At 60.5% G+C, this 23665-nt stretch carries 21 protein-coding genes; 6 read left to right on the forward strand and 15 right to left on the reverse strand.

Annotation, left to right across the window (positions count from 1 at the left end):
* Nucleotides 1-17: 17 nt before the first annotated feature.
* The 4 genes from DXT96_RS17260 to DXT96_RS17275 all read right to left on the reverse strand — a co-directional run bounded on the left by DXT96_RS17260 (nt 18) and on the right by DXT96_RS17275 (nt 4472).
* On the reverse strand, nt 18-965 hold the full coding sequence (locus tag DXT96_RS17260; RefSeq protein WP_153515698.1) for an ABC transporter permease: 948 nt from the start codon (nt 963-965) through the stop codon (nt 18-20).
* Entirely contained in the window at nt 962-1903 is a 942-nt protein-coding gene (locus tag DXT96_RS17265) for an ABC transporter permease (RefSeq protein ID WP_153515699.1), read from the reverse strand. Before DXT96_RS17265 ends, DXT96_RS17260 begins: the two co-directional genes overlap by 4 nt.
* The gene (locus DXT96_RS17270) at nt 1900-3363 is read right to left on the reverse strand and encodes an ATP-binding cassette domain-containing protein (RefSeq protein WP_153515700.1); all 1464 of its coding nucleotides are present in this window, start codon (nt 3361-3363) and stop codon (nt 1900-1902) included. The genes DXT96_RS17265 and DXT96_RS17270 overlap by 4 nt, the downstream gene beginning before the upstream one ends.
* A gap of 95 nt (nt 3364-3458) precedes the next feature.
* Nucleotides 3459-4472 carry an ABC transporter substrate-binding protein gene (locus DXT96_RS17275; protein ID WP_153515701.1) on the reverse strand — a complete coding sequence of 338 codons (1014 nt, stop codon included), beginning with the start codon at nt 4470-4472 and terminating at the stop codon, nt 3459-3461.
* A gap of 303 nt (nt 4473-4775) precedes the next feature.
* Here DXT96_RS17275 and DXT96_RS17285 point away from each other — a divergent pair, with 303 nt between their 5' ends.
* Together DXT96_RS17285 and DXT96_RS17290 are read left to right on the forward strand one after the other, a co-directional pair.
* Nucleotides 4776-6011, forward strand: a complete 1236-nt coding sequence (locus DXT96_RS17285) for a sensor histidine kinase (protein WP_153515703.1) — start codon at nt 4776-4778, stop codon at nt 6009-6011.
* A 1-nt stretch (nt 6012) separates the two neighbouring features.
* On the forward strand, nt 6013-6735 hold the full coding sequence (locus tag DXT96_RS17290; RefSeq protein ID WP_153515704.1) for a response regulator transcription factor: 723 nt from the start codon (nt 6013-6015) through the stop codon (nt 6733-6735).
* Between the two features lie 3 nt (nt 6736-6738).
* On the opposite strand, the gene DXT96_RS17295 is transcribed toward DXT96_RS17290, so the two are convergent.
* Both DXT96_RS17295 and DXT96_RS17300 read right to left on the reverse strand, forming a co-directional pair.
* The gene (locus tag DXT96_RS17295) at nt 6739-7755 is read right to left on the reverse strand and encodes a DNA topoisomerase IB (protein ID WP_153515705.1); all 1017 of its coding nucleotides are present in this window, start codon (nt 7753-7755) and stop codon (nt 6739-6741) included.
* A gap of 87 nt (nt 7756-7842) precedes the next feature.
* The gene (locus tag DXT96_RS17300) at nt 7843-9069 is read right to left on the reverse strand and encodes a PQQ-dependent sugar dehydrogenase (RefSeq protein WP_153515706.1); all 1227 of its coding nucleotides are present in this window, start codon (nt 9067-9069) and stop codon (nt 7843-7845) included.
* A gap of 183 nt (nt 9070-9252) precedes the next feature.
* Between DXT96_RS17300 and DXT96_RS17305 the strand changes: the two genes are divergently transcribed.
* Complete coding sequence (locus tag DXT96_RS17305; protein WP_153515707.1) at nt 9253-9438, forward strand: hypothetical protein; 186 nt, start codon at nt 9253-9255, stop codon at nt 9436-9438.
* Here the strand turns inward: DXT96_RS17305 and DXT96_RS17310 are convergent, their stop codons facing one another.
* From DXT96_RS17310 to DXT96_RS17320, 3 genes are read right to left on the reverse strand one after another with little or no spacing between them, the layout of a single operon-like run.
* Nucleotides 9439-10065 (reverse strand): class I SAM-dependent methyltransferase, encoded by a 627-nt coding sequence (locus DXT96_RS17310; RefSeq protein WP_153515708.1) that lies wholly within the window; start codon nt 10063-10065, stop codon nt 9439-9441. It lies immediately after the preceding gene.
* Between the two features lie 8 nt (nt 10066-10073).
* Nucleotides 10074-10742, reverse strand: a complete 669-nt coding sequence (locus DXT96_RS17315; RefSeq protein WP_153515709.1) for a pseudouridine synthase — start codon at nt 10740-10742, stop codon at nt 10074-10076.
* A gap of 40 nt (nt 10743-10782) precedes the next feature.
* A complete protein-coding gene (locus DXT96_RS17320) occupies nt 10783-11370 on the reverse strand; it encodes a YigZ family protein (RefSeq protein ID WP_153515710.1) in 588 nt (195 codons plus the stop codon).
* A gap of 52 nt (nt 11371-11422) precedes the next feature.
* Between DXT96_RS17320 and DXT96_RS17325 the strand changes: the two genes are divergently transcribed.
* A complete protein-coding gene (locus DXT96_RS17325) occupies nt 11423-12667 on the forward strand; it encodes an NAD(P)/FAD-dependent oxidoreductase (RefSeq protein ID WP_194287669.1) in 1245 nt (414 codons plus the stop codon).
* Here DXT96_RS17325 and DXT96_RS17330 read toward each other — a convergent pair.
* The 3 genes from DXT96_RS17330 to DXT96_RS17340 form a co-directional block, all read right to left on the reverse strand.
* Nucleotides 12659-13720 carry a glycine betaine/L-proline ABC transporter ATP-binding protein gene (locus tag DXT96_RS17330; RefSeq protein WP_153515712.1) on the reverse strand — a complete coding sequence of 354 codons (1062 nt, stop codon included), beginning with the start codon at nt 13718-13720 and terminating at the stop codon, nt 12659-12661. The two genes, DXT96_RS17325 and DXT96_RS17330, sit on opposite strands and share 9 nt — an antisense overlap.
* Nucleotides 13713-14600, reverse strand: a complete 888-nt coding sequence (locus DXT96_RS17335; RefSeq protein WP_149901245.1) for a proline/glycine betaine ABC transporter permease — start codon at nt 14598-14600, stop codon at nt 13713-13715. Before DXT96_RS17335 ends, DXT96_RS17330 begins: the two co-directional genes overlap by 8 nt.
* Nucleotides 14601-14819: 219 nt before the next feature.
* Nucleotides 14820-15818: an ABC transporter substrate-binding protein gene (locus DXT96_RS17340; RefSeq protein ID WP_149901244.1), complete on the reverse strand. Its 999-nt coding sequence runs from the start codon at nt 15816-15818 to the stop codon at nt 14820-14822.
* Between DXT96_RS17340 and DXT96_RS17345 the strand changes: the two genes are divergently transcribed.
* Nucleotides 15718-16239, forward strand: a complete 522-nt coding sequence (locus tag DXT96_RS17345) for a hypothetical protein (RefSeq protein WP_174374604.1) — start codon at nt 15718-15720, stop codon at nt 16237-16239. The two genes, DXT96_RS17340 and DXT96_RS17345, sit on opposite strands and share 101 nt — an antisense overlap.
* Complete coding sequence (locus DXT96_RS17350) at nt 16193-19168, forward strand: PAS domain-containing protein (protein ID WP_153515714.1); 2976 nt, start codon at nt 16193-16195, stop codon at nt 19166-19168. The genes DXT96_RS17345 and DXT96_RS17350 overlap by 47 nt, the downstream gene beginning before the upstream one ends.
* Nucleotides 19169-19192: 24 nt before the next feature.
* Here DXT96_RS17350 and DXT96_RS17355 read toward each other — a convergent pair whose 3' ends face one another.
* From DXT96_RS17355 to DXT96_RS17365, 3 genes are all read right to left on the reverse strand, one after another.
* The gene (locus tag DXT96_RS17355) at nt 19193-20137 is read right to left on the reverse strand and encodes a glyoxylate/hydroxypyruvate reductase A (RefSeq protein WP_153515715.1); all 945 of its coding nucleotides are present in this window, start codon (nt 20135-20137) and stop codon (nt 19193-19195) included.
* A gap of 126 nt (nt 20138-20263) precedes the next feature.
* A complete protein-coding gene (locus DXT96_RS17360) occupies nt 20264-22612 on the reverse strand; it encodes a polysaccharide biosynthesis tyrosine autokinase (protein WP_153515716.1) in 2349 nt (782 codons plus the stop codon).
* A gap of 106 nt (nt 22613-22718) precedes the next feature.
* Complete coding sequence (locus tag DXT96_RS17365) at nt 22719-23624, reverse strand: UTP--glucose-1-phosphate uridylyltransferase (protein ID WP_097170829.1); 906 nt, start codon at nt 23622-23624, stop codon at nt 22719-22721.
* Between the last annotated feature and the right edge of the window lie 41 nt (nt 23625-23665).

Consider the following 23665-nt stretch of genomic DNA (forward strand, 5'->3'; position numbering starts at 1 on the left):
GGGCTTGTTGTTTGGGGTCAGCGCGTGGCCTTGGGGCCGCTTGCCAGAAGAATGACGGAGATGATGATAAGGCCGGTGAGGATGAGGCGGATGCCGGCGCCGAAACCATAGGTATTCAGCATCGAGACCACCAGGAACATGAAGAGTGAGGCGCCCCAGATGCCAGGAACGTTGGAATCACCACCCGCCACCGCCGTGCCGCCGATCACCACCACGGCAATCGACATCAGCAGATATTCGGATCCCATGTTGAGCGCCGCGCCGCCGGAGAAGCTGGCAAGAAGATAGCCGGCAATCGCCGCCAGCACCGCGCAGAGCACATAGGTGACGAAACGGGCGCCATCCACGGGAATGCCGGTCATGCGGGCGGCAAAGGTGCTCTGGCCGATGGCGGAAATCCAGCGGCCGTAAAATGTCCGGTCGAGCAGCAGCCAGGCGACGACCGAGAGGAGAAGCGCCACGAGTGCGACGTTCGGAATGCCGAAAGAGCTGGAGATGGCGAAAGTGGCCAATGTTTCCGGCGGCTTGATGCGCAGGCCGCGGTTCGACCAGATGGCGATGGATTGCACGATGAAGCTCATGGACAGCGTCGCGATGATCGGCGGGATGCGTAAGAGCTTGATCAGCGCATAATTGCCGATGCCGATGGCGATGCCAATCAGAATGGCGATCAGCAGCCCGGGCAGAATGAGACCATCGGACACATCCATGAATTTCAGCGCCAGCGTGCCAGATAGTGTCATCGTTGCGGGAACGCAGAGGTCGATATTGCCCGGCCCGAGCGTGATGACGAACATCTGGCCGATGCCGACAATCACGGAAAATGCTGCGAAGGTCAGTGCCGCATGCGACAGGCCGAAAGAGCTTGCGCCGCCGGTGAAGAGCACGGTGACGGTCCACACCGCAGCCGTTGCGGCAAACGACCAGATCCACGGTTTTTTCGTGAGGGATAACAGCCCGTTCATTGGTTTTTCTCCCGCTTTTCGAGACGGTTGAGCAGGATGCGCAAGGCAAGCACAATGATGAGGATCGCGCCCTGCGCGCCGATCTGCCAGTCCGGCGAAATGCGCATGAACGACAGAAACGAGCCGGCAAGCGTCAGCGTCAGCGCGCCGATGACAGCGCCGATGGGCGAAACTCTCCCGCCGACGAATTCACCACCGCCCAGGATGACACCCGCAATCGACAGCAGCGTGTAGCGCAGCGCAATATTGGCGTCGGCCGCGGTCGTCAGCCCGACAAGGGCGATGCCGGACAGCACCGCGAAGAAACCGGCAAGCGCAAAGGTGGCGGCGCGAATGCCGATGACCGACCAACCGGAGCGCTCGACGGAGCGGAAGTTGCCGCCGACACCGCGCATCAAAACGCCGAAGGAGGAGCGCATGACGATGTAATGGGCAACGACCGCGATCAGGATGCTGGCGACGATGGCGATCGGCACCAGCGGCGGTTTCGCCGTCATCAGCGCCCGGATGAAGGCGGGAGCCTGACCACCCGGCGAGGGCAGGATGAGGACGGCAAGGCCACCCCAGACGAAGCTCATGCCAAGCGTGACCACGATGGAGGGCAGGGCGCGGATATGAATGATTGCTCCCATTGCGGCATACACCGCAATTGCACCGGCGAAAATCGCAATGCCGAGAAGCGGCGTCGTCTGCAGGAAGGTGGCGGTGACACAGGCGCAGAAACTGACGAAAGTGCCCATCGACAGGTCGAGATCGTTGACGGACATGATCAGCATCTGCGCAATGGTGGCAAGTGCGATCGGCACCGCCAGATTGAACAGCAGGTTCATGCCGTTATAGCTCATGGCGCGCGGCTGCATGTAAAACACGGCGGCAAGGAGAAAGGCGAGCGAGGCGGCGGGAATGATGAGGCGAAGGGCGTTTGCCGAGAGTTTCATGCGTGCTCCTCTCCCGAAAAGGAGGCGGCAAGCACATTCTGCTCAGTGATTTCCTCACCCACCAATTCCGCCTGAATGGCGCCGTCACGGAAAACATAGACCCGATCGCACAGGCGGATTTCATCCATCTCGGTCGAATACCAGATGAAGGTGCGGCCGTGGGAGGCTTCGGTTCTCAAGATGTCATAGACCTCCTGTTTGGTGCCGATATCGACGCCGCGCATGGGGTCATCCATCAAAACGGTGCTGGCGGTGGTGGCAAGCGCGCGGGCGAAAAGCACCTTCTGCTGGTTGCCGCCGGAGAGCGAGAGGATCTTGTTGCCCATATCAGGGGTACGGATTTCGATGCGCTGTTTCCACTGCGCGCCAAGTTCGGTTTCCTTACCCCTGTCCACCATGCCTGCCGAAGAAATATCCCGCAGCGAGGCGATGGAAAGGTTCTTCAGGATGCTCCAGAGGGGGAAGGTGCCGTTCAGACTGCGGTCGCCCGCCACGAAGGCGATATCGGTCTTTCGCGACGGCAGCCAGCTGTTGTTCTGCGCGAGATAAAGATCGAGCAATGCTTCAGTCTGGCCGTGGCCGCCGAGGCCGGCAAGGCCGATGATCTCGCCGCGAAAGGCCTCGAAGGCGAGGCCTTCGCCGCGCCGCGCCGGCATGGAGAGCACTTTTTCGCCTGCCTTGCGGCTTTCTCCCCGCCGCCTGTCCTGTTCCTTGACGACGCTGCCCATGGCTTCGACCAGCGAGCGGGTGGTGAATTCCGCCGCCTTCCGGTCGGCCACCACCCGGCCGTCCTTCATGACGACGATACGGGTGGCGGTGGAGAGAATTTCCCCGAGAATATGCGAGATCAGCAGGACGGAGCCACCCTCGCGCACGAACCGGCGAACATAATCCATCAACTGCTCGGCAAGGCCGGCATCTAGCGAAGACGTCGGCTCGTCGAGGATCACCAGTCTGGGAGCTTCCGGGGTGCGGCAGAAATTGATGGCGATTTCCACCATTTGCCGTTCGGCGATGGAAAGTTCGGAAATCGTCAGCTCGCAATCGATGCCGTGGCCGGGGAAAATCTCGTCCAATGTCTGCCGGATCGTCGTCAGCGCCCGGCCGCGCCAGTTCCGGCCGCCGATTGCGGCATGCATGATACGGACGTTTTCGCTGATCGTGAGGTTCGGGCAGAGAGATAGCTCCTGGAACACGCAACGCACGCCGCTGGCGCGTGCCGCGGCGATGCCGTGCCGGCTCTCATCGCCGCGATAGGAAATGGAACCCTCATGCGGCGTCAGCCCGCCATTGATGACGTTGACGATGGTGGATTTTCCAGCGCCATTGTGGCCGACAAGCCCAAGGCATTCCCCGGCACGGATGATGAGGTCAGCGCCGTCCAGCGCCTTGACCGCGCCGAATACGACCTTCACGCCGCGCGCGGCGACGACTTCTTCCGCCTGAATGGTGTCATTCATGAACAACTACGCCAATGATCTGAAATGGAATATCGTGATGGTTGCGGCGCCTCTCGCAAGGTGCCGCAATTTTTCATGTCTTAAAATCGTCCGGCCTATTTGGCGGCGATGGCCTTCTGTGCGTCCGCCTGCGAATATTCCACATTCGCCACGCCGCCCTTCTGGGTGGTCTTGAGGTTTTCCTCAAGATTGGCCTGATCGATGCGCAGGAATGGAACGGTCAGATCCTTTTTCACATCCTTGCCGTCGAGGATTTGCTGCGCCACCCAGAAAGCCAGCGTCGAAACGCCGGGGGCGATGGAGACGGACATGGTCTCGTAGCCGCCCGCATCCTTCTGCTGTTTCCACCATTGCAGCTCGTCTTCGCGGTTGCCCATGACGATGGTCGGCGTCGGGCGCTTGGCGGCGGCAAATGCCTGTGCCGCGCCGTAACCGTCACCACCCTGCGTTACCACGGCGGCAACTTCGGGAAGGCTTGGCAGGATACCGGCAACGGCGCGCTGCGCCACATCCTGCGCCCAGTCGCCATTGACCGAACCGACGATCTTGAACTGCGGATTCTTTGCTACACCGGCGGCGATGCCGGCGTGGATTTCGTCATCCACCGAAACGCCGGCGAGACCACGGATTTCGAGCAGGTTGCCGCCCTTCGGTATAGCCTTGGCGAGATAGTCGATCTGGCTTTCGCCCATCGCCTTGAAATCGACGGCGATGCGCCATGCGCAGGGCTCGGTGACGACGCCGTCAAACGAGACCACGATGATGCCGGCATCGCAGGCTTCCTTTACCGCGCCATTAAGGGCGGTGGGGGAAGCGGCGTTGATGACGATGGCGTCATAACCCTGCAGAATGAGGTTCTGGATTTGCGCCGCCTGTTCGGTCGCTTGGTTTTCGGCGGTCGTGAAGGCGTCAGCCGCTGCAACATGTTTGTCGGCAACGGCCTGTTTGGTGATCTTGTCCCAGCTCGTCAGCATCGCCTGACGCCAGGAATTGCCGGCGTAATTGTTCGAGAGCGCGATTTTTTTCGCCGACGTATCGGCATGAGCGGTGATCGGCAAGGCTGCGCACGCGACAGCGGCCGACGCCAGAAGCATCTTCCTGAAAGCCATTGATTTTCCTCCCTGGTGGCTTGCCCTTTCGGGGCCGGAACCCTCATCCGCCGCAAATCTCCTCGGGGGCAGACGAAATCCCGTTGCACTGGAGCTCCGTTCCCCAGTACAAGCGAGAATGACCAAGAAGATTTGGCTTGTATAGGCGGATCACGGCAATCTTGCTGCGGGTTTCCGCAGAAAGCATGCGGGAACCCGCAGGACGAAACGGTATTGCCGGGCGCAGAATAGATGATGCGGCGTTCTGAAAAGCCATCTTCGTCGCAACAGGTCGAAGGCAGACGCTTGGGAGGGTGTCCGCACATGCTGGATACACCGAAAAGCGCTCTCTTTCATCACTATATGGGCATATCGCGGCTGCTCGCCGGGCAGCTGGAATTCAACGCCATCATTCAGGCGGTCGCCACCGAGATCACCCACATCATTCCGCACGTCCATCTCGATGTCTGCATCAAGCAGCTGGATGACAAGTACCATATTGCCTATGAGAGCGGTCTCGTCAGCGCCTGGAGCCGACAGCCGCCCGCCCTGCTGACCGGCAGCCCGATCCGGTCCCTTCTCTCCGGTGCGGTCGAATATCTTTTGAGCGGCGATGCCTGCGCCGATCCGCGCTTTCATTTCGAAGGGTCGTTTTCGAGCCCGATCATCGAACTCGGCCTGCATAGCCGCCTGCATGTGCCGATGAAGGTGCATGGCGATATCATCGGCGCCCTCAGCTGCTCGTCGCACCAGTCGGACGCCTATACCATGGAGGATGTCGCCAACGCCCGCGCGGTTGCGGATTTGCTGGCGCCCTATTTTTATGCCATCCGCGCTGCCGAGCAGGCCAAGCGTTCCGCCATCGAGGAGGCGCGCGCCAATGCCCGCGAGGAGGGCCTGCGGCTGGGCGCCTTGCAATTGACCGAGGCGCTGGAGGCTGAGCGGCAGCGGATTGGCATGGATCTGCACGACCAGACGCTGGCGGATCTGACACGGCTGGCGCGTCGTATCGAACGCATGAGCCATGCCCCCGACGTTTCGGGCGAGATGCTGGAGCCGGTGGTGCGCAGCCTGCAGCATTGCATGCAGGATTTGCGCGAGATTATCGAGGAGGCGAAACCCTCCATCCTGCAACTGTTCGGCGTGGTGCAGGCGATCGAGACCTATGTGGACCGTTCCGTGCGCGACAGCGGATATGCGATCGAATGGTCGGTGATGGACGAGACCGACGGGCTGGTGGAAGCACTCGACAAGACGGTAGCCATCTCGCTGTTCCGCATCGTGCAGGAAGCGGTCAACAATGCCATTCGCCATGCCCAGCCGGAAACCATTGCCGTGACGCTTTCGTCCGTCGATGGCGGTTTGCGGGTGACTGTCAGTGATGACGGCAGCGGCGGCGGTGGAGGCGCGGCCTCCGGCGGTCTCGGCATCGGCAACATGAAGACGCGGGCGCGGCTGATTTCGGCGAGGTTCGATATTGGCGGCAACGGCGCGGGAGCCGGAACCCGCATTATCGTAACGCTGCCGGAAAACGCTTTCGACCGGCGGGAGGAGTTATGACATGGATGTGCTGATCGTCGAAGACGATGCGCTGCACCGCGCCTATCTGAATGAAGCCGTGCGTGCCGCCCTGCCGGAATGCGACAATGTACTGGAGGCGGCAAACGGCAGAGCCGGCGAAAAGCTGGCGCGGGAAAACCGGGCCGCCCATATCGTCATGGATTTGCAGATGAATGAGCGCAACGGCATCGAGGCGGCGCGCACCATCTGGAAGGAGCGGCCGGACACCCGCATCCTGTTCTGGTCGAACTATTCCGACGAGGCCTATGTGCGCGGTGTTTCCCGTATCGTGCCCGAAGGGGCTGCCTATGGCTACGTGCTGAAATCCGCCTCCGATGACCGGCTGCGGCTGGCGCTGCGCAGCATCTTCATCGAGGCGCAATGCGTGATCGACCGGGAAGTGCGCGGTCTGCAGGAAAAGAGCCTCGGCAAGGCCCATGGCTTTACCGATTCCGAATATGAAATCCTTGTCGACGTCGCACTCGGCCTCACCGACAAGGCGATTGCCCGCCGCCGCAACCTGTCGCTGCGCAGCGTTCAGAACCGGCTGCAAAGCCTCTATGAAAAGCTGAACGTGCATCAGGCGCCGGGGGATGATGATGCGGAAGGCCGGTATAATCTTCGAACCCGCGCCGTCACGGTGGCCTTCCTGCGCAAGCTCTTGAATTACAGCGCGCTGGAAAGGGCCGAGCGGGAACTGGTGGAATGGGCGGGGAGCCGCTGAGCCTTACGGCAGGAAGGCAAGCAGCCGTCTTTCATCCGCCCTGAGGCCGGAGACGGGTTTTGCCCCAACCTTCAAAATGCGGCTGAGTTTCTTCTGAGCCTTCTCATCCGTCGCTATCTCGAGAACGGCAGGGTGCACATAACTCTTGCGGCAAATGGCGGGGGTATTGGAAAGCTCGGTCGCTGCCGCCTGACACATGCCCTTTATGCTTGGTTTTTCGCCTGCCGCCACATGCTCCATCGCATCGCAGAAGGCTGCGAGCGTGCCGCCCCAGGTGCGGAACGTCTTGGCGGAAATACCGGCTCCGCCGGTGCGGGAGAGGTAAGCGTTGAGATCGCTGGAATCGACCGAATGCACCCGGTTTTCGCTATCCTGCCAGACGAAGAGTTCCTTGCCGGGCAGATCGGCGATTTCCTCGAGGATTTTCTGAAGGCGGGGGTGGCGCAGCTGGCGCTTCACCTTCTGCCCACCCTTTGCTGCAAAGCGCAGTTCGATAGTCTCCCCGAAGGAGACGTGCCGTTTGAGCAGGGTCGTCGCGCCATAGGTGCCGTTAGTTTCGAGATAGGAACGGTTGCCGACGCGCAGATAGGCGGCGTCAAGCAGCAGCGTGAGTGCGGCCAGCGTCATTTCCGGCCCGTGATCCTGTTTCTCGATATCGGCAATGGCCCGGCGACGAATGGCGGGCAGGGCCTTGCCGAAGCTTTTGAGCTGGAAGAATTTCGTCTCACCCCTGAGCGCGTGCCAGTCGGGATGATACCGATATTGTTTTCGCCCACGCGCATCGAAGCCGGTTGCCTGTAAATGCCCGGATGGATCGATGCATATCCATACGTCCCTGTAGGCGGGCGGCACGCCGAGCGATTTGATGCGTTTCAGTTCGATACTATCGGACAGGAGTTCGCCGCCCGGCATTCGGTAGCAGAAACCCCGCCCGCGTCTTTCGCGGGCTATCCCCGGTTCCTGATCGTTGACATAGGCAAGTCCGATTTTGGCAAGAAGGCGGGTGGGCGGTTGTGGCATGGTTTTTTCCGGCAGGTTTCACGCTGCAGCAAACGAAAACAGGCCGCCTTCGTTCCGGCGGCCTGTTGTTTCGACGGTCCGTTTTTATCAGCCGGCTTTGGCGATCCGAAGAATCTGCGATTCGCCGCCGCGCTGTTCCGTCACGGCATAGACCGCGCCATCCGGCCCGATCTTGACGTCGCGGATGCGCGCTTCGAGCGGTAGCCGGCTTTCGGTCGCGACCTTGTCGCTATCGATATGCAGGATGAACAGACCCTGGCTCACCAGACCGCCAACGATGAAGGCGTCCTTCCATTCGGGAATCTGGTCGCCATCATAATAAGCCATGCCGGAAGGACCGATGACCGGGTCCCAATAATAGACCGGCTGCTCCATGCCTTCTTTGGCGGTGGCGCCTTCACCAACCGACCGGCCGCTATATTCGATGCCGTAGGTGATGACCGGCCAGCCGTAATTGAGGCCCGCTTTCGGCAGGTTCAGTTCATCGCCGCCCTTCGGGCCATGTTCCACGGTCCAGAGCCTGCCCTCTCCATCCAATGCCGCGGCCTGCAGGTTGCGGTGGCCATAGCTCCAGATTTCCGACAGCGCATTCTGCTGGCCGGCGAAGGGGTTGCCCTCAAAAGCCTTGCCTTCGGCATCGATGCGGAAGACCTTGCCAAGGCCACTCGACAGATCCTGGGCCTGCACGCGCGGTGTGGCATCCGAACGTTCACCAACGGTGACGTAAAGCTCGTTATTGGGTCCGAATACGAGGCGGGAGCCGAAATGCTTGTCGCCGTCATAGGTCGGCATCTGGCGGAAAATCACCGAGACATCTTCCAGTTTCGCCGCATCGCCCTCTTCGGTCAGCTTGGCCGAGGCCACGGAGGTGCCGTTGCCGCCATCACGTGGTTCGGAGAAGGAGAAGAAGATTTTACGCGATGTCTCGAAATCGGGAGCAAGCGCTATGTCGAGAAGACCGCCCTGTCCGGCGGATGCGACCTTGGGCACGCCCTCTATTGCGGGGCCTGCCTTGCCGTCAGCGACGATATGCATGGCGCCTTCCTTGGCGGCGACGATCATGCGGCCATCGGGAAGGAATTCCATCGACCAGAGATGCGGCAGACCCTCGGCGACGACGGTTTTTTCAATGTTCGGCTGGGCGGCGGCCTGCGGCGCGCGCGTCTGGCCCTCAAAAGCCGGTTTCTGATCCGGCGCATTTGGCCGTTTCGTTTCGGCAGCCGGGGCGGTCTGGGCGTGGGCAGTGCCGGCAAGCGGCACGGCAAGCAGCGCGCATAAGATCGTCGAACTCAGAAATCGGTTGTTGTGGAACATGGGTCTCCCTTCCTTCGTTTACATCATGCAGAGAACCATTTGGGGAGGATTTCGTTTCCTGCGATAGTTTCAAGAAAACTTGATGAGGCCGTGTGCTGCCGCAAGACCTTTTCTCATCCATGCGAATTCATAAGGAACCGCAAGCGCGCCGTCACGTTTTCCCTCTGGTTGAAGGAGGATGCCATGCAGATCATCGATAACAGGAGCGTAGACGGGAACCGGCCGAAGCCGATCCTGAACGTTGCGGAATTCTGCCGTCGTTACCGGCTGGACAAGACCGAAGAGACGCGGCTCAGAAAACTGTTCGGCGAATTCGCCTCGCGGCACGAGCTTCTGATGAATGCACAGCGCAAGCCCAGCTTCCGCTGATCATTCCTCCGGCTCGGTTGATTTCCCGAAAATCATGAAGACATCATAACGGGTATTCTTGCCGATTATCTGATGCGAGGGCTTGCGAATGCCCGGCATCGGCTCGGCGCGCAGCGGCCATTTCAGAACCACCCGCTTCGTTGCATGTTCAAGCGCCGCCTCCATCAGTTCTACCTGATCGGGATCGGAACCCACCAGTTCTCTCAGCACCCGCATTTCCTTTTTCACCAGCGCCGTGTTGTGGCGCGGCGGATGCATGGGGTCGACGATCACCACCTCGGGTGAAAGTTCTTGCAACAGCTGGCGTGAATCGCCCTGCAGCAGCCTCATGCGCGCTGCCGCCTCGGCATAGGCGCCGCCTGCTTCCAATGCGCGGCGAATACCGTCCGCGAGATAGGCGTGCATGCCCGGTGAGCGTTCAATGAGCGTAACCTCCGCTCCGAGCGACGCAAGCAGGAACGCATCCCGCCCCAGCCCCGCCGTGGCATCGACGATTTTTGGCGTGCGGCCCTTCGTAAAACCGGCGGCTTTGGGCAGGGCCTGTCCACGCCCTTCCCCGGAGCGGAAACGGTGCCCGACCGCACCGCCGACAAAATCCACCACGAAGCTTTCGTCTTGTTCTTTCATCACAGGCCTCAGAACGGGCAGGGCACGGTATAAGTGACGTCACGGCCATCGGGATGGCGAAAGCCGACTTCCTGCGCATGCAGCATCAGGCGCGGGGCGGCGGCGAGCGCCTCGCCCTCGGCATAAAATTCATCGCCGAGGATCGGATGGCCGAGCGCCTTCATATGCACCCGCAATTGGTGCGTGCGGCCGGTGAGGGGCGTGAGTACCAGCCGCGTTGCCGGAAGCGGCAATCGTTCCAGCACCCGCCAAAGGCTTTGCGCCGGCTTGCCGTTTTCATGGTCCACGCGATGGCGGGGCTTGTTGTCAGGGTCGATCGCCAGCGGCAGGTCCACCTCGCCCGCTTCGCCCGCGATTTCTCCCCAGACGACGGCCACATAGGATTTGCGTGTCTCACGGTTTTCGAACTGGGCGGCGACTGCCGCGTGTGCCCGCCGGTTCAACGACATCAGCACGATGCCTGATGTGTCCTTGTCCAGCCGGTTGATCATCAGCGCTTTCGGAAACTGTTTCTGCACCCGCGTCATCAGGCTATCGAAGAGCGCCGGATCGCGCCCCGGCACGGACAGAAGCCCGCTCGGCTTGTCCAACACCAGCAGATCATCATCCCGGTGGACAATGGTGAGCCAGGGTTCGAGCGGCGGATTGTAGATGGGGTTGGAAAGCTCAGATGACATGGCGCTTCATTAGCACGAATCTCGCATTCGGACAGGCGTGCTAGTCGGGAATATGGAGATTGACGCGTCCGCTGGTCAGGTCGCTTAAAAGCCGGGTGAGCCGTTCGGCTTCCTCGGCCGGAACCGAGAGCTGCATATCCGCACCGGTGCCGGTGAAATCCTCCCTCTCCAGCCGCAGGTTCTGCGTGGCGGAAAGGCGCGATTTTACCAGCGCCAGATCGGAGAAGGGGCAACTCAGCGTGGCGCTGACATAGGCGATGACGGGCGAGGTTTCACCGAGGCGAAGGCAGGCCGCCGCCGTGCCGCCATAGGCGCGCATCAGCCCGCCGCTGCCGAGCAGGATGCCGCCGAACCAGCGGATGACGAGAACGGCGACATTATCCAGCGTCTGACCGTCAATGGCCTGAAGAATCGGTTTACCTGCCGTGCCCGAGGGTTCGCCGTCATCGCTGAAACGATAGGTCTGGCCGCAGCGCCACGCCCAGCAATTGTGGTTGGCATCGAGGTCCGAATGCGCCACGAGGAAGCTTTTTGCGTCCTCTTCGCCGGTTATCGGCGCGGCAAAGGCGATGAAGCGGCTTTTCTTGATATCCTGTGAAAAGGTAACGGGGCGGTCGAGCGTGAACATGGCCGTTCAATATCGCATATATTCGCATCCGGAAATCGGTATAAGGCTCTCAATGGCGAAGATGGTGATGGAGAGGGTTTTGGCGAAGGCGAGGCAGGTCGCGATTGTCGGCGGTGGGCCGGCTGGATTGATGGCAGCCGAAATGCTCTCGGCCGCAGGCCATACTGTAACCGTGTTCGAGGCGATGCCAACCGTGGCGCGCAAATTGCTGATGGCTGGCAAATCCGGCCTCAACATCACCCATGCCGAAGACTACGACAGTTTCCGCCGTCGTTTTGGCGATGCCGAACCGGGGCTGCGCGCCGCTCTCGACGATTTTACGCCTGACATGCTGCGCGACTGGGTGCATGGGCTGGGGCAGGAGACTTTTGTCGGCACATCGGGCCGGGTATTTCCCAAGGCCATGAAAGCCTCGCCGCTGCTGCGCGCCTGGCTTGCTCGGCTGGAAGTGCAAGGCGTTACCATCAGGACACGGCATCGCTGGACAGGCTTTTCCGGCGATCGACTGGTTTTTGAGACGCCGGCAGGCGCGGTTGAAGTCGAGGCCGATGCCGTGCTTTTGGCGCTCGGCGGTGCAAGCTGGCCGCGTCTGGGGTCCGATGCCGCATGGGTTCCGATGCTGGCGGCTCAAGGCGTGGAGTTTTCTCCGTTCCGTCCCGCCAATTGTGGTTTCGACGTCGAATGGAGCGATGTCTTCCGCGAGCGGTTTGCGGGTGAGGCGGTGAAATCCACCATCACCATTTCGCCGGCCGGAGCCTTTCAGGGCGAGTTCGTGGTCACGAAAAACGGCATCGAGGGCAGCGTGGTTTATGCCCATTCCGCTGCGTTGCGCGACCGGCTGGAACAGGCGGCCAAGGCCTCGCTCGCCGTCGATCTGGCACCGGGACGCACGGTGGAACGGCTCAGCAGGGATCTGGCGAAGCTCGGGCGGAAGGAGAGTTTCGCAAACCGCATGCGCAAGGCCGCCGGTCTCTCCGCCGTCAAGGTCGGACTGCTGCGAGAAATCTTTCCCGATATAGCGGCCATGCCGGATGATTTCGTTGCCGCGAGAATGAAACATGCGGAAATACCGCTCTCGCGGCCAAGACCGATTGACGAGGCGATTTCATCGGCAGGCGGTATTGTCTGGAGCGGTCTCGATGAAAACTACATGCTGCAAAAGCTCCCCGGCATATTCGCTGCCGGGGAAATGCTGGACTGGGAAGCGCCGACCGGCGGATATTTGCTAACGGCCTGTTTCGCCACCGGCAAGGCGGCGGCGAAGGGCATGGCCAGATGGCTTGAAGGTTCAGCCTGAAAGTCGTTCCGCCATCCCCGCTTCCTCGCCGGAGGCAGTTCTGACGAGGCAGCGCATGATGGCATCCGTGGTAACGGAGCCAAGCACCTTGCCGTTTTCCCCGACGATCACAGCGCTGCTGACATTTTCCCGCACGAGCGCGCGCAGGCCCTCTTCAACCGTCATATCCGCATCGAGCTGAAGCCGCGACTGGCCGGAAAACTCTGGCTGGACGATGGCGCCGAGACGGATAACCTTGCCGCGATTGACCTCCTCGACGAAGGCCTCGATATAGCTGTCGGCCGGCGACATGACGATTTCGGCCGCCGTGCCCTGCTGGATGATTTCGCCGTCACGCAGAATGGCGATCTTGTCGCCCAGCCGCAGCGCCTCATCGAGATCGTGGGTGATGAAGACGACGGTCTTCTTCAACTCCTTCTGTAATTCCAGGAGCACCGTCTGCATGTCGACACGGATCAGCGGATCGAGCGCCGAATAGGCTTCGTCCATCAGAAGGATTTCGGCATTGTTGGTCAGCGCCCGGGCAAGGCCAACGCGCTGCTGCATGCCGCCGGAAAGCTGGTTCGGATAATGGCTGGAAAACCCTTCCAGCCCCACGCGTCTGATCCAGACTTCGGCCCGTTCTTCCCGCTCGCGCTTGTCGATGCCCTGCACCTCCAGGCCATAGACGACATTCTGCAGCACGTTGCGATGCGGCAGGAGGCCGAATTTCTGGAACACCATCGCCGTCTTGTGGCGGCGAAATTCCAGAAGCTCTGCTTCATTCAGGCGGCAGACATCGGTTCCGCCGTAGAGGATTTCGCCGGCCGTCGGGTCGATCAGCCGGTTGACGTGGCGGATCAGCGTCGATTTGCCGGAGCCGGAAAGGCCCATGATGACGGTGATCTGTCCGCCCGGCATGGTGATGTTGATATCACGCAGGCCGAGCACATGCCCATGTTTGGCGTTGAGTTCCGTCTTGGACATGCCGGCTTTGACGGGTTCGACAAAATCTGCCGCCTTGGAGCCGAAAATCTTGTAGAGGCTGCGAATTTCGATCGATTGACTAGCCATGCGCCACTTCCCGGTGTTTTTGCAGGCGAAGGCCATAGGCCTGGCTGATGCGGTCGAAGATGATGGCGATGCCGACAATGGCAAGCCCGTTGAACACGCCGAGCGTGAAATACTGGTTGGCGATGGCCTTCAGCACCGGTTGACCAAGGCCCTGCACGCCGATCATGGAGGCGATGACGACCATGGCAAGCGCCATCATGATGGTCTGGTTGATGCCGGCCATGATGGTGGGGAGCGCCAGCGGCAGCTGCACCTTGAAGAGCTTCTGGCGCTTCGATGAACCGAAGGCATCTGCCGCCTCCAGCACATCGTGGTCGACCATGCGGATGCCGAGATTGGTGAGCCGGATCATCGGCGGAATGGCGTAGATGACGACAGCGATGACGCCGGGAACGCGGCCGATGCCGAGCAGCATGACGACGGGAATGAGATAGACGAAACTCGGCATCGTCTGCATCACGTCGAGAACGGGGTTGACCACATTCTGCAGGCGGTTGGAGCGCGCCATGGCGATGCCGATCGGCAGGCCGATGACGATGGACAGAACGGCGCAGACGAAGATCATCGAAATCGTCTTCATCGTGTCTTCCCACATGCCGAACCAGCCGATGGCGAAGAGAATGCCGCAACAGAGGGCAACAATGGTGGCGCTGCGGCTGGCGAACCAGGCGAGCACGCCGACAATAAGAATAACGACCGGCCAGGGCGCGCCGATCAAAAGCCTTTCCGCCCAGATGAGGAAGCTCTGGAGGGGGGTGAAAAGCCCCTCGATTGCGCCACCATAGGTTCGGGTAAATGCCCGGAACCCCTCGTCGATCACTTTTTTCAGCGCGCGCAGAGCATCGTCATTCATGGCCGGAAATTTGAAAAGCCAATCCATATCCTGTTCTCCATGACGAACCGGAGGCGGGGATCCAAATCCTCCGCGCTCCGGGAGTAAAATCGCCAGAGCGCCGCAAGTCTGTGCTTATGCCAGACGGGACGCTCCATCTTGTTGAGTGCATCGTGCCTTTACGAAAACCGGATCGAATTTCGGCAGCGATGCGACTTGGCGCCGCCATTGGCGGACGCCTTCTGTCGGAAAGATATGTCGCCGTCTTTAAAGAGCGGCCTTGACCTTCTGCGCGACGTCAGGAGACACCCAGCCCGTCCAGAGGGCTTCGTTTTCCTTCAGGAACTGTTTGGCGCCGTCTTCGCCGGTCGCCTGGTTGTCCGTCATCCACGCAATCAACTTGTTGACGGTGGCATTGGTCCATGCGCGCTTGTTCAGATAGTCCATGGCCGGACCGGCACGATCGGCAAAGGTCTTGCTCACCAGCGTCTGCACGTCGTCGATCGGCCACGCGTTCGGCTTCGGATCGGCGCAATCGGCAACCGATGTACAGCGCTTCCATTCAGCCGCATCATATTCGGTGCCGAAGCCGAGCTTCACCATCTCATATTTGCCGAGCAGCGAGGTGGGCGCCCAGTAATAACCGACCCACGGCTGCTTTGCCTCGTAAGCCTTGGCGACCGAGCCGTCGAGACCCGCTGCAGAACCGGTATCGACCAGGGTGAAGCCGGCTTTTTCACCACCGAACGCCTTGAACAATTGGGCGGTGACGACGGTGCCACCCCAGCCCTGCGGGCCATTATAGACCGCGCCCTTCGCCTTGTCCTCGGGCGCGGGGAAAAGTTCGGGATGTTTGAAAAGGTCCGGAATGGTCTTGAGGTCGGGATTGGCGTCGGCCAGATATTTCGGAATCCACCAGCCCTGAACGGCGCCATCCGACAGGATCTTGGCGGCCGCGACAACCTTGCCGCCTTCCAGCCCCTGTTTGACGATTTCCGGCTGCAGACTGACCCAGGCTTCAGGGGCGATATCCGGCTGACCCTTTTCGGCCATGGAGGTCAATGTCGGCACGGTGTCGCCGGTGACGATTTCGGCGGAACATCCATAGCCATTTTCAAGAATGAATTTGTCGAGATTGGCGGCGACTTCGGCGGATTGCCAGTTCATGCTGGCGATGGTCACGTTTCCACAGTCGGCGGCAAAGGCTACGCCGCCTGAAAAGGCGAAGCCGGCGGAAAGTATTGTGGCACCCAAAAGTATTTTCATTGTTGTTCCCTCTGGTCGCGGTGTGGCGAAGACCCGCGTGCGAACGGCACCGCGACCGTCAGCGCCTGTATTGAGCGTTAATAATTGCTTTGTTGCCATTCCGTTTGCGGCAATTTCTGGCGTATTGAGGATGGCAATTGTCAATCAATTGCCCGGCAATTGCCCGCTGCGGCGGGTGCAGGTGCAAAATTTGCGACATTGGGCGGCGATGTTCCGCAGCCTTGCCGGATGCCCTGCTGACGCCCTGAAAGAAAATGGAACTTTTCCGAAGTTGCGAAAAGCCGGGAATAATAAACGGAAGTTTTTGTTTTCTTGGACTTTTATCCGGTTCTGTATTACGGGAGATTTTCTCTCGGTTTTTGTGGTGATGTTGAATGACCAATCTTCGTGCTGCCCCGGTATGGCCGATCGGTGGCGGTGAAACGGGCGAGCTTGTGCGCCGCTTTGACTGGTCGAAGACATCACTCGGTCATATTTGCGAATGGCCACAAAATCTGAGGCAAAAAGCCAATTCCGTCGTCAATTCCCCCATTCCGCAGGTGCTGATGTGGGGCACGGATCACGTGATGATCTATAATGACGGTTATGCGGAGATCGCCGGCAATTATCACCCTCGGGCGCTGGGTGAGACCGTGCCCGGCATCTGGCCGGAAATCTGGGACTGGAACAGCCGCATTCTGGAAGCCGGTTTTCGCGGCGAGGTCATGGCCTATCGTGACCAGCCGATGACGCTGATGCGCAATGGCCTGCCGGAAGAGGTCATCTTCGATCTGTTCTATACGCCGATCTATAATGAAGGCGGCACGGTGGATGGCGTTTTGTGCACCGTCCTTGAAAACACCGAAAAGGTGAAGGCCGTGGAGGCGCTGGAGCAGAGCCGTAAGGAACTGAGCCGGCTTACCAACGCCCTGCCGATCCTGGTGGGATATGTTGATCGCGACTATGTCTATAAATTCGCCAATGACGGGTATCTGGAATGGTTCGGCCGCAGCGCTGAAGAGGTAATCGGCCGCAGCGTTCCCGAAATCGTCGGTGAGGCGTTTTTCGAGGCGCGACGGGCCTATCTTGACCGGGCGCTTGCCGGTGAAAAGATCGTTTCCGATACCATGATCCGCAGGCCGGACGGCACCACCCGCGCTGCCGAAATCCGTTATGTTCCGCGCTACATCGCCGATGGTTCGATCGACGGCATCTATGTGCTGATCATCGATATTGAGGACCGCAAGCGGTCCGAGCAGGAAATCGTGCTCAGCAACAATCGTTTCCGCGCGGCGGTGGATGCCGTGCACGGGGTGCTGTGGACCAACAGCGCCGATGGCAGGATGCTGGGGGAGCAGCCCGCCTGGGGCGCGTTGACCGGGCAGAGTTTCGATGAATATCAGGGTGCCGGCTGGGTTGAAGCGGTGCATCCCGACGACCGCGAACATTCGCTCGAAAGCTGGAAAAAGGCGGTTTCCGCCAAGGCGACCTATGTGTGGGAACATCGCGTGCGCCGCCATGATGGGCTCTACCGCACCTTTGCGATCCGCGGCGTGCCGATTTTCGATAAGGCCGGCGCCATTGCCGAATGGGTTGGTGTCCACACGGACATTACCGAACAGCGACGGGCGGAGAACACTCTCAAGGAGCATGCCAGCAATCTCGAGCGCGAGATTCGTCACCGCATCCGGGCGGAAGAGCAGCTTCGGCAGCTGAACGAGGGTCTCGAAGCCCGCGTCGAGACGGAAATGGCCGAACGTCGCCAGACCGAAAGAGCCTTGCAGCAGGCGCAGAAAATGGAATCCATCGGTCAGCTTACCGGCGGTGTCGCGCATGATTTCAACAATCTGCTTCAGGTGATTGCGGGCAATCTGCAATTGCTGTCGAAGGATGTGATCGGCAATGAGCGGGCCGAGCGGCGGCTGGACAATGCGCTTGCCGGTGTCCATCGCGGCGCAAAGCTCGCCAGCCAGCTTCTGGCCTTCGGGAGGCGTCAGGCGCTGGAACCGCGCGTCATCAACATCGCCCGTTTTGTCACCGGCATGGATGATCTGCTGCGCCGTTCTCTCGGTGAAGCGATCGAGGTGGAGGTCATCACATCAGGCGGCTTGTGGAACACTTATGCCGACCCCAACCAGGTGGAAAATGCCCTGCTCAATCTGGCGATCAATGCGCGCGATGCCATGGAAGGGCACGGCAAGCTGACGATTGAGGTCGGCAATGCGGTTCTGGACCGTGATTATGCCCGCAAACATTCTGAGGTTTCGGCGGGGCAATATGTCGTGCTGGCCGTGACGGATACGGGTTCTGGCATGTCGGCTGAGATTCTGGAAAAGGTCTTCGAGCCGTTCTTTTCAACCAAGCCGGAGGGCAAGGGCACCGGCCTTGGCCTTTCGATGGTCTATGGTTTTGCAAAACAATCCAGCGGCCACGTCAACATCTATAGCGAGGTGGGGCAGGGCACGACGGTGAAGATGTATCTGCCGCGCTCGGCCGCCGACGAGGATCGGGAGGTCATCGTCCATACCGGTCCCGTCGAGGGCGGAACGGAAACCATTCTGGTGGTGGAGGACGACGAGGAGGTGCGCGGCACGGTTGTCGAGACGCTGAGCGATCTTGGTTACCGCGTACTCACCGCCCGTGATGCGCAGGCCGGTTTGACGGTGGTGGAAAGCGGCATCCCGATCGATGTCATCTTCACCGATGTGGTGATGCCGGGCCCCCTGAAAAGCCGGGAAATGGCGCGCCGCGCGCAGGAACGGCTGCCCAATCTCGCCGTCCTCTTCACCTCGGGTTATACCGAAAATTCCATCGTGCATGGCGGCAAGCTGGATGCCGGGGTGGAACTTCTTTCCAAGCCTTACACGCGGGAAGCGCTGGCGCGGCGCATCCGCCATGTCATCGCCAATCGCAAGCAGGTTTCATCGTCGAAGGCACGGCCTGCATCTGCATCGGGTCATTCAAACCCAGCGGAAGCAGTGCGGTCCTCTGAAAACGAAAACAGCATGATACGCGTCCTTCTCGTCGAGGATGACGAGCTGATCCGGATGAATTCGATGGAGATGCTGTCCGAATTCGGCTTCATCGTCATCGAGGCCGGAAATGCGGCACAGGCGCTAAAGGCGGTCGAGGCGCAACATATCGACGTTCTCGTCACCGATATCGGCCTGCCCGACATGAAGGGTGACGAACTGGCGGTGGAGGCCCTGCGCCGCAAGCCGGGCCTGGCCGTCGTTTTTGCGACGGGGGATAGCCAAATGCCTGAAGGTGCGCCGGAAAATGCGGTGCTGCTGACCAAGCCCTATGACGAGCAGCAGATCATCTCGGCTGTCGAATTGGCCCATGCGGGTGGAACGGTGGCGGCCGAATAGGGCGGCCGCCATTTTGCCGCGCGGTCAGTAACCACGCGCCATATCGACCGTTTCCGGCAGCGCACCTGTTTTGCGCCATGTGTCGACATTGCCGGCGACGATCCGGGCCGAACTTTCCCGACTTGTCGGCGCGGAAATATGCGGCAGGACGGTGACCTTCGGGTGCCGCCAGAATGGGGACGTCGCAGCCAACGGTTCCTGCCCGAAGACATCGAGAACGGCATGCGAAAGCTGGCCAGAATCGAGTGCCGCGACCAGATCGTCGGCAATGATGACCGCGCCGCGGGCGAAATTGATGATCGCCGCGCTGTTTTTCATGGAGGCGAAACGGCGGGCATCGAGAAGGCCGCGTGTCGCATCGGTGAGCGGCACGAGACAGACGAGGATGTCACTTTTTTCCAGCAATGTTTGCAACCCTTCATCGCCGGTCAGCGTTTCCACGCCCTCTATCGCCTTCGCCGAGCGGCTCCAGCCGGCAACGTTGAAGCCCGCGTGAAGCAGGCGTTCCGCTGCGGCTGTCCCGAGTGCGCCAAGGCCAAGGAGGCCGATGGTCAACTCGCGCGGATGGCGGTAGTCGCGCTCCTGCCAGAGGGCCTTTTGCTGGTTGTCGCGATAGGCCGGCATGTCGCGTTGCAGATAATAGGTCCACGCCAGCACGGCTTCGGCCATGACGCGCGAAAGCTCCGGGTCTTTCAGCCGGACAATGGGCGGAGCCTTGTCGCCCAGTTCCAGCACCAGCCGCTCGACGCCCGCCCACAGACTGTGAATCCATGTGAGACCCGGCAGCGCGGCAATGTCGGCCGGATCGGGATTGGCAACGATGGCGAAACCCACGGCCTGTCTCTGCTCATCGGTCAATTCGGAAAAGGTGAGGATTTCCTCCTGCGGCATGGCGGCGTGAAGCGCGTGCTTCCAGACGGCTTCCGCTTCCGCGTTCATCCGCGAAACAAAGGCGATGGGTGATGGCATGAAACTGATCCTGCTTGACTATGACGTTGTCGCCATCAATGCGCAGTTTTGCGGGGTAATGCCATAGGCAGTCGTTCTAAACTTCCATCGAACAAAAACGGCCCGGTTTCCCGGGCCGTTTTGTCGTCAGGCATTTTCCTTCACAGGCGGCTTGGCGTCGCCGTAATAGGCCGAGAAGCTTTCGTGATAATGCTCCGAACCGCCCGGGCCGGCATAACGCTGCAATTCCGTCATGTCGGTCTTGTTGAGCACGATGCCAAGCGTCTTGTTGGCGATCTGCGGTTCGTTGGCCATCAGGTTCTGCACCATCTGGATCGGCGTCTTGCCCCATTCGGTAACGAAGACGAACCCATCCACCTGCGGCGCAAACGCTTTCGCGTCGATGACGGGAACGACGGGTGCAAGGTCAACGATGATATAGTCGCAGGCCTCACGCGCCTGATCGATGAATTTGCGCATGCCGGAGGAGGCGAGAAGCTCGCTCGAATGCGCGAACTGGTTGCTGGTGGAAACCGGCAGAATGCCCATCTTCGTGCGCGTATCCACCTTCACGGCCTGCGTCCACGGAACTTCGTCAAGCACGACCTCCACCAGACCGGCGGATTGCCGTGTCGTCAACATGCGGCTAAGGCCGGGGTTGCGGATATCGGCATCCACGACGAGCGTGCGCTTGCCGGTGGAGGCGATCAGCCCGGCCAGATTGAGCGCGACGACCGACTTGCCTTCGTTCGGCAGGCAGGAGATGACGCCGATGACCCGGCACTGGCGTTCCTGAATGACGACATCCGCCGTGAGTTTCACGTTGCGAAGTGTTTCCGCAAAGCTGGAGCGCGGGCTGTCGACCGCAAGGCGCAGCATTTTCTGGAACGAGACCTGACCGCTTTCATCAAGCGTGGCATTCTCGCCGCCGGGAGTAGCGGCACTGCTGCCCGGTTTGGCCGTTTCCACGCCCCTTTCGCCGATGAAGGGAAGATAGCCCAGAAAACGCATGCGTAGATTGTCGCGCACATCGTTGCCGGTGTGGAAAAACCGGTCGCGGAACTCGAGGAGCGCTGCGATACCGCCACCCAGCATCAGGCCGAGAATGACCGAAAGCGCCATGGTCATGGTCTTTTTCGGGCTGGAAGGTGCGGTCGGCAGGCCCGCTTCGGAGATGATGCGGGCCTTGGCGATCGGCAGCGACTGCTTCTGCGAAGCCTCCTCGAAACGGCCGAGATAGGACTGATAGAGGGTGCGCAACGCGGTTGCCCGCTGCTCGAGCTCACGCAATTGCACCATGGTGATATTGGCCTGCGAATTGCGGCCGGCAACGCCTTCAATATTGTCGCGCAGCGACTGCACGCGGGAATTGGCAACGTCGTATTCGTTCTTCAGGCTGCCGGTCAGCTGTTGCAGTTCCTGATAGATCTGCCGCGCAACCTCTTTCTTTTCGCCATCCAGTGCGACCGCCTGCGGATGGTCGGCACCGAATTGCTGCACGACGCCCTGCTGCCGGTCGGAAATGGTGATGTAGCGTTTGCGAAGATCCTGAATGACTGAATTGTCGGTGTCGCGGGCCGAAACGACGGCATTGTCGACCGCTGCATCCGGTCCCCGGTCGATGATCGACTTATACTGACCATAACGGGCCGAGGCTGTGGCGGCATCCGCCTGCGCAGCGATGAGCTGGCCGTTGAGATCGGCAAGCTGGCTTTCCGACATCAACTCGCCGCGCGAAGACACGATATTATTGTCCGACCTGAATTTCTGCACCGCCAGTTCGGCCGCCTGGGCGCGCTGGTTGAGGTCGGTCATGCGTTCCTGCAGCCACACGGAGGCGCGCTCGCTGGCGTCGAAATTGGCGTTCAGCTGTTCGGTGAGGTAGGCCTGCGCATAGGTTTTGGCGATCTGCGCGGCCAGCTGCCGGTCGGTCGAACGGGTGGAGATGGCGATGACCGAACTGCGGCCGACACGTTCCACCGTCAACGACTGCTGCAGCACGGCGGCTGCCTTTTCCCGGCGTCCGGCGCGGATTGCGGCTTCGGAAACCGGCGGATCGCCCGGCAGGACGAGATCGAGGATGCCACGCACGGAGGTTTTGACGAGTTCGACCGGCGACATCGGCGGATTGACGATGATGTCGTTCTCATCGAGCTTGGCCTTGTCTACCACGGTCAACGCCATTTCCTTGGATTTCAGGATTTCCACGGCGCTGGCAATGCGGTTGTCGACGATCTGGGCAGCGGGCACCGGCGATTCCTCTTCCGCATAACGGGAAAGGCTTTCATCCAGCAGCACCTGCGTCATCGCGGTGTAAACGGGGGTCGCAAGCACCAGATAAAGGCCGGCCAGAACCACGGCGGCGATGACCGATGCGGCAATGACATTGGCACGGCGAACCACGGCGGCCCAAAGGCGGTCGAGGTCGATGAACGTATCGGCATCCTTGCCGGGATCCGGAAAACCGATGCTGGATTTAAAGGTCTTGTGGTGCATGGACCTACCTTGTGAATTAAAAATGGTACGCGGGAAGCCGAGCCAAACTCGCCTTCCCGCCCCCCGTTATTGGTGCGCCGACGCCTCCCCGGCGGCGCGATTAAAGTCAGGCCGCCTGAACGCGGCTTTCATGGTTTGCGACCAGTTCCTTCACGGAAGCGAGAACCTGCGCCTCCATGTCGGCGCGCATCAGCGAGAAGGCGACATTGGCGGCGATGAACCCCTGCTTGCTGCCGCAGTCGAAAGTGCGCCCGCTATATTTCTGCGCATGGAAGGCCTGCTTTTCGGCGAGGCGCTTCATGCCGTCGGTCAGCTGGATTTCATTGCCTGCGCCGCGCTCCTGCTTGGCGAGGATATCGAAGATTTCCGGCTGCAAGATGTAACGGCCATTCAGGTAATAATTCGAAGGCGCCTTGGATGGTTCCGGCTTTTCGACCATTTCGGTGACCGCAAAGCCATGATTGACCTTCTGGCCGACGCCGACGACGCCATAAGACGAGACTTCTTCCGGCAGGCATTCCTCGACACCGAGGATATTGCCGCCGACTTCGTCGTAAAGCTCCATCAGCCCGGCAATGCAGCCGCGCGCGCCATAGGAGACCATGTCTGGCAAAAGCAGGGCGAAAGGCTCCTTGCCCACCAGTTCACGGGCGCACCAGACGGCATGGCCAAGACCGAGCGGCACCTGCTGGCGCGTGTAGCTGACGGTGCCGGCAACCGGCAGCATCTTTTCCAGCTGCAGCACCTGCACGGTCTTGCCCGAGCGGGTGAGCGTGTTGATGAGTTCAGGCGCGCTGTCGAAATAGTCTTCGATGGCGGTCTTGTTGCGGCTCGTGACGAAAATAATATGCTCGATGCCGGCCTGCATGGCCTCATCGACGGCATATTGCACGACCGGCCGGTCCACGATCGTCAGCATTTCCTTCGGCATCGCCTTGGTGGCGGGCAAAAACCGCGTGCCGTTACCGGCTACCGGAATGACGGCTTTTCTGACAGTTTTGTTCAGGTCCATCGCGTTCTCCTTCATCAAGGTTTGATCTGTCCCCAGTCCCC

Source organism: Agrobacterium sp. ICMP 6402, assembly GCF_009498615.1.
In the GTDB taxonomy this organism is placed as follows: domain Bacteria; phylum Pseudomonadota; class Alphaproteobacteria; order Rhizobiales; family Rhizobiaceae; genus Agrobacterium; species Agrobacterium burrii.

Coding starts and splice junctions, on each gene's coding strand:
- DXT96_RS17260 (WP_153515698.1), bottom strand. CDS start 965: ATGAACGGGCTGTTATCCCTCACGAAAAAACCGTGGATCTGGTCGTTT.
- DXT96_RS17265 (WP_153515699.1), bottom strand. CDS start 1,903: ATGAAACTCTCGGCAAACGCCCTTCGCCTCATCATTCCCGCCGCCTCG.
- DXT96_RS17270 (WP_153515700.1), bottom strand. CDS start 3,363: ATGAATGACACCATTCAGGCGGAAGAAGTCGTCGCCGCGCGCGGCGTG.
- DXT96_RS17275 (WP_153515701.1), bottom strand. CDS start 4,472: ATGGCTTTCAGGAAGATGCTTCTGGCGTCGGCCGCTGTCGCGTGCGCA.
- DXT96_RS17285 (WP_153515703.1), top strand. CDS start 4,776: ATGCTGGATACACCGAAAAGCGCTCTCTTTCATCACTATATGGGCATA.
- DXT96_RS17290 (WP_153515704.1), top strand. CDS start 6,013: ATGGATGTGCTGATCGTCGAAGACGATGCGCTGCACCGCGCCTATCTG.
- DXT96_RS17295 (WP_153515705.1), bottom strand. CDS start 7,755: ATGCCACAACCGCCCACCCGCCTTCTTGCCAAAATCGGACTTGCCTAT.
- DXT96_RS17300 (WP_153515706.1), bottom strand. CDS start 9,069: ATGTTCCACAACAACCGATTTCTGAGTTCGACGATCTTATGCGCGCTG.
- DXT96_RS17305 (WP_153515707.1), top strand. CDS start 9,253: ATGCAGATCATCGATAACAGGAGCGTAGACGGGAACCGGCCGAAGCCG.
- DXT96_RS17310 (WP_153515708.1), bottom strand. CDS start 10,065: ATGAAAGAACAAGACGAAAGCTTCGTGGTGGATTTTGTCGGCGGTGCG.
- DXT96_RS17315 (WP_153515709.1), bottom strand. CDS start 10,742: ATGTCATCTGAGCTTTCCAACCCCATCTACAATCCGCCGCTCGAACCC.
- DXT96_RS17320 (WP_153515710.1), bottom strand. CDS start 11,370: ATGTTCACGCTCGACCGCCCCGTTACCTTTTCACAGGATATCAAGAAA.
- DXT96_RS17325 (WP_194287669.1), top strand. CDS start 11,423: ATGGCGAAGATGGTGATGGAGAGGGTTTTGGCGAAGGCGAGGCAGGTC.
- DXT96_RS17330 (WP_153515712.1), bottom strand. CDS start 13,720: ATGGCTAGTCAATCGATCGAAATTCGCAGCCTCTACAAGATTTTCGGC.
- DXT96_RS17335 (WP_149901245.1), bottom strand. CDS start 14,600: ATGGATTGGCTTTTCAAATTTCCGGCCATGAATGACGATGCTCTGCGC.
- DXT96_RS17345 (WP_174374604.1), top strand. CDS start 15,718: ATGCTGGCGATGGTCACGTTTCCACAGTCGGCGGCAAAGGCTACGCCG.
- DXT96_RS17340 (WP_149901244.1), bottom strand. CDS start 15,818: ATGAAAATACTTTTGGGTGCCACAATACTTTCCGCCGGCTTCGCCTTT.
- DXT96_RS17350 (WP_153515714.1), top strand. CDS start 16,193: ATGACCAATCTTCGTGCTGCCCCGGTATGGCCGATCGGTGGCGGTGAA.
- DXT96_RS17355 (WP_153515715.1), bottom strand. CDS start 20,137: ATGCCATCACCCATCGCCTTTGTTTCGCGGATGAACGCGGAAGCGGAA.
- DXT96_RS17360 (WP_153515716.1), bottom strand. CDS start 22,612: ATGCACCACAAGACCTTTAAATCCAGCATCGGTTTTCCGGATCCCGGC.
- DXT96_RS17365 (WP_097170829.1), bottom strand. CDS start 23,624: ATGGACCTGAACAAAACTGTCAGAAAAGCCGTCATTCCGGTAGCCGGT.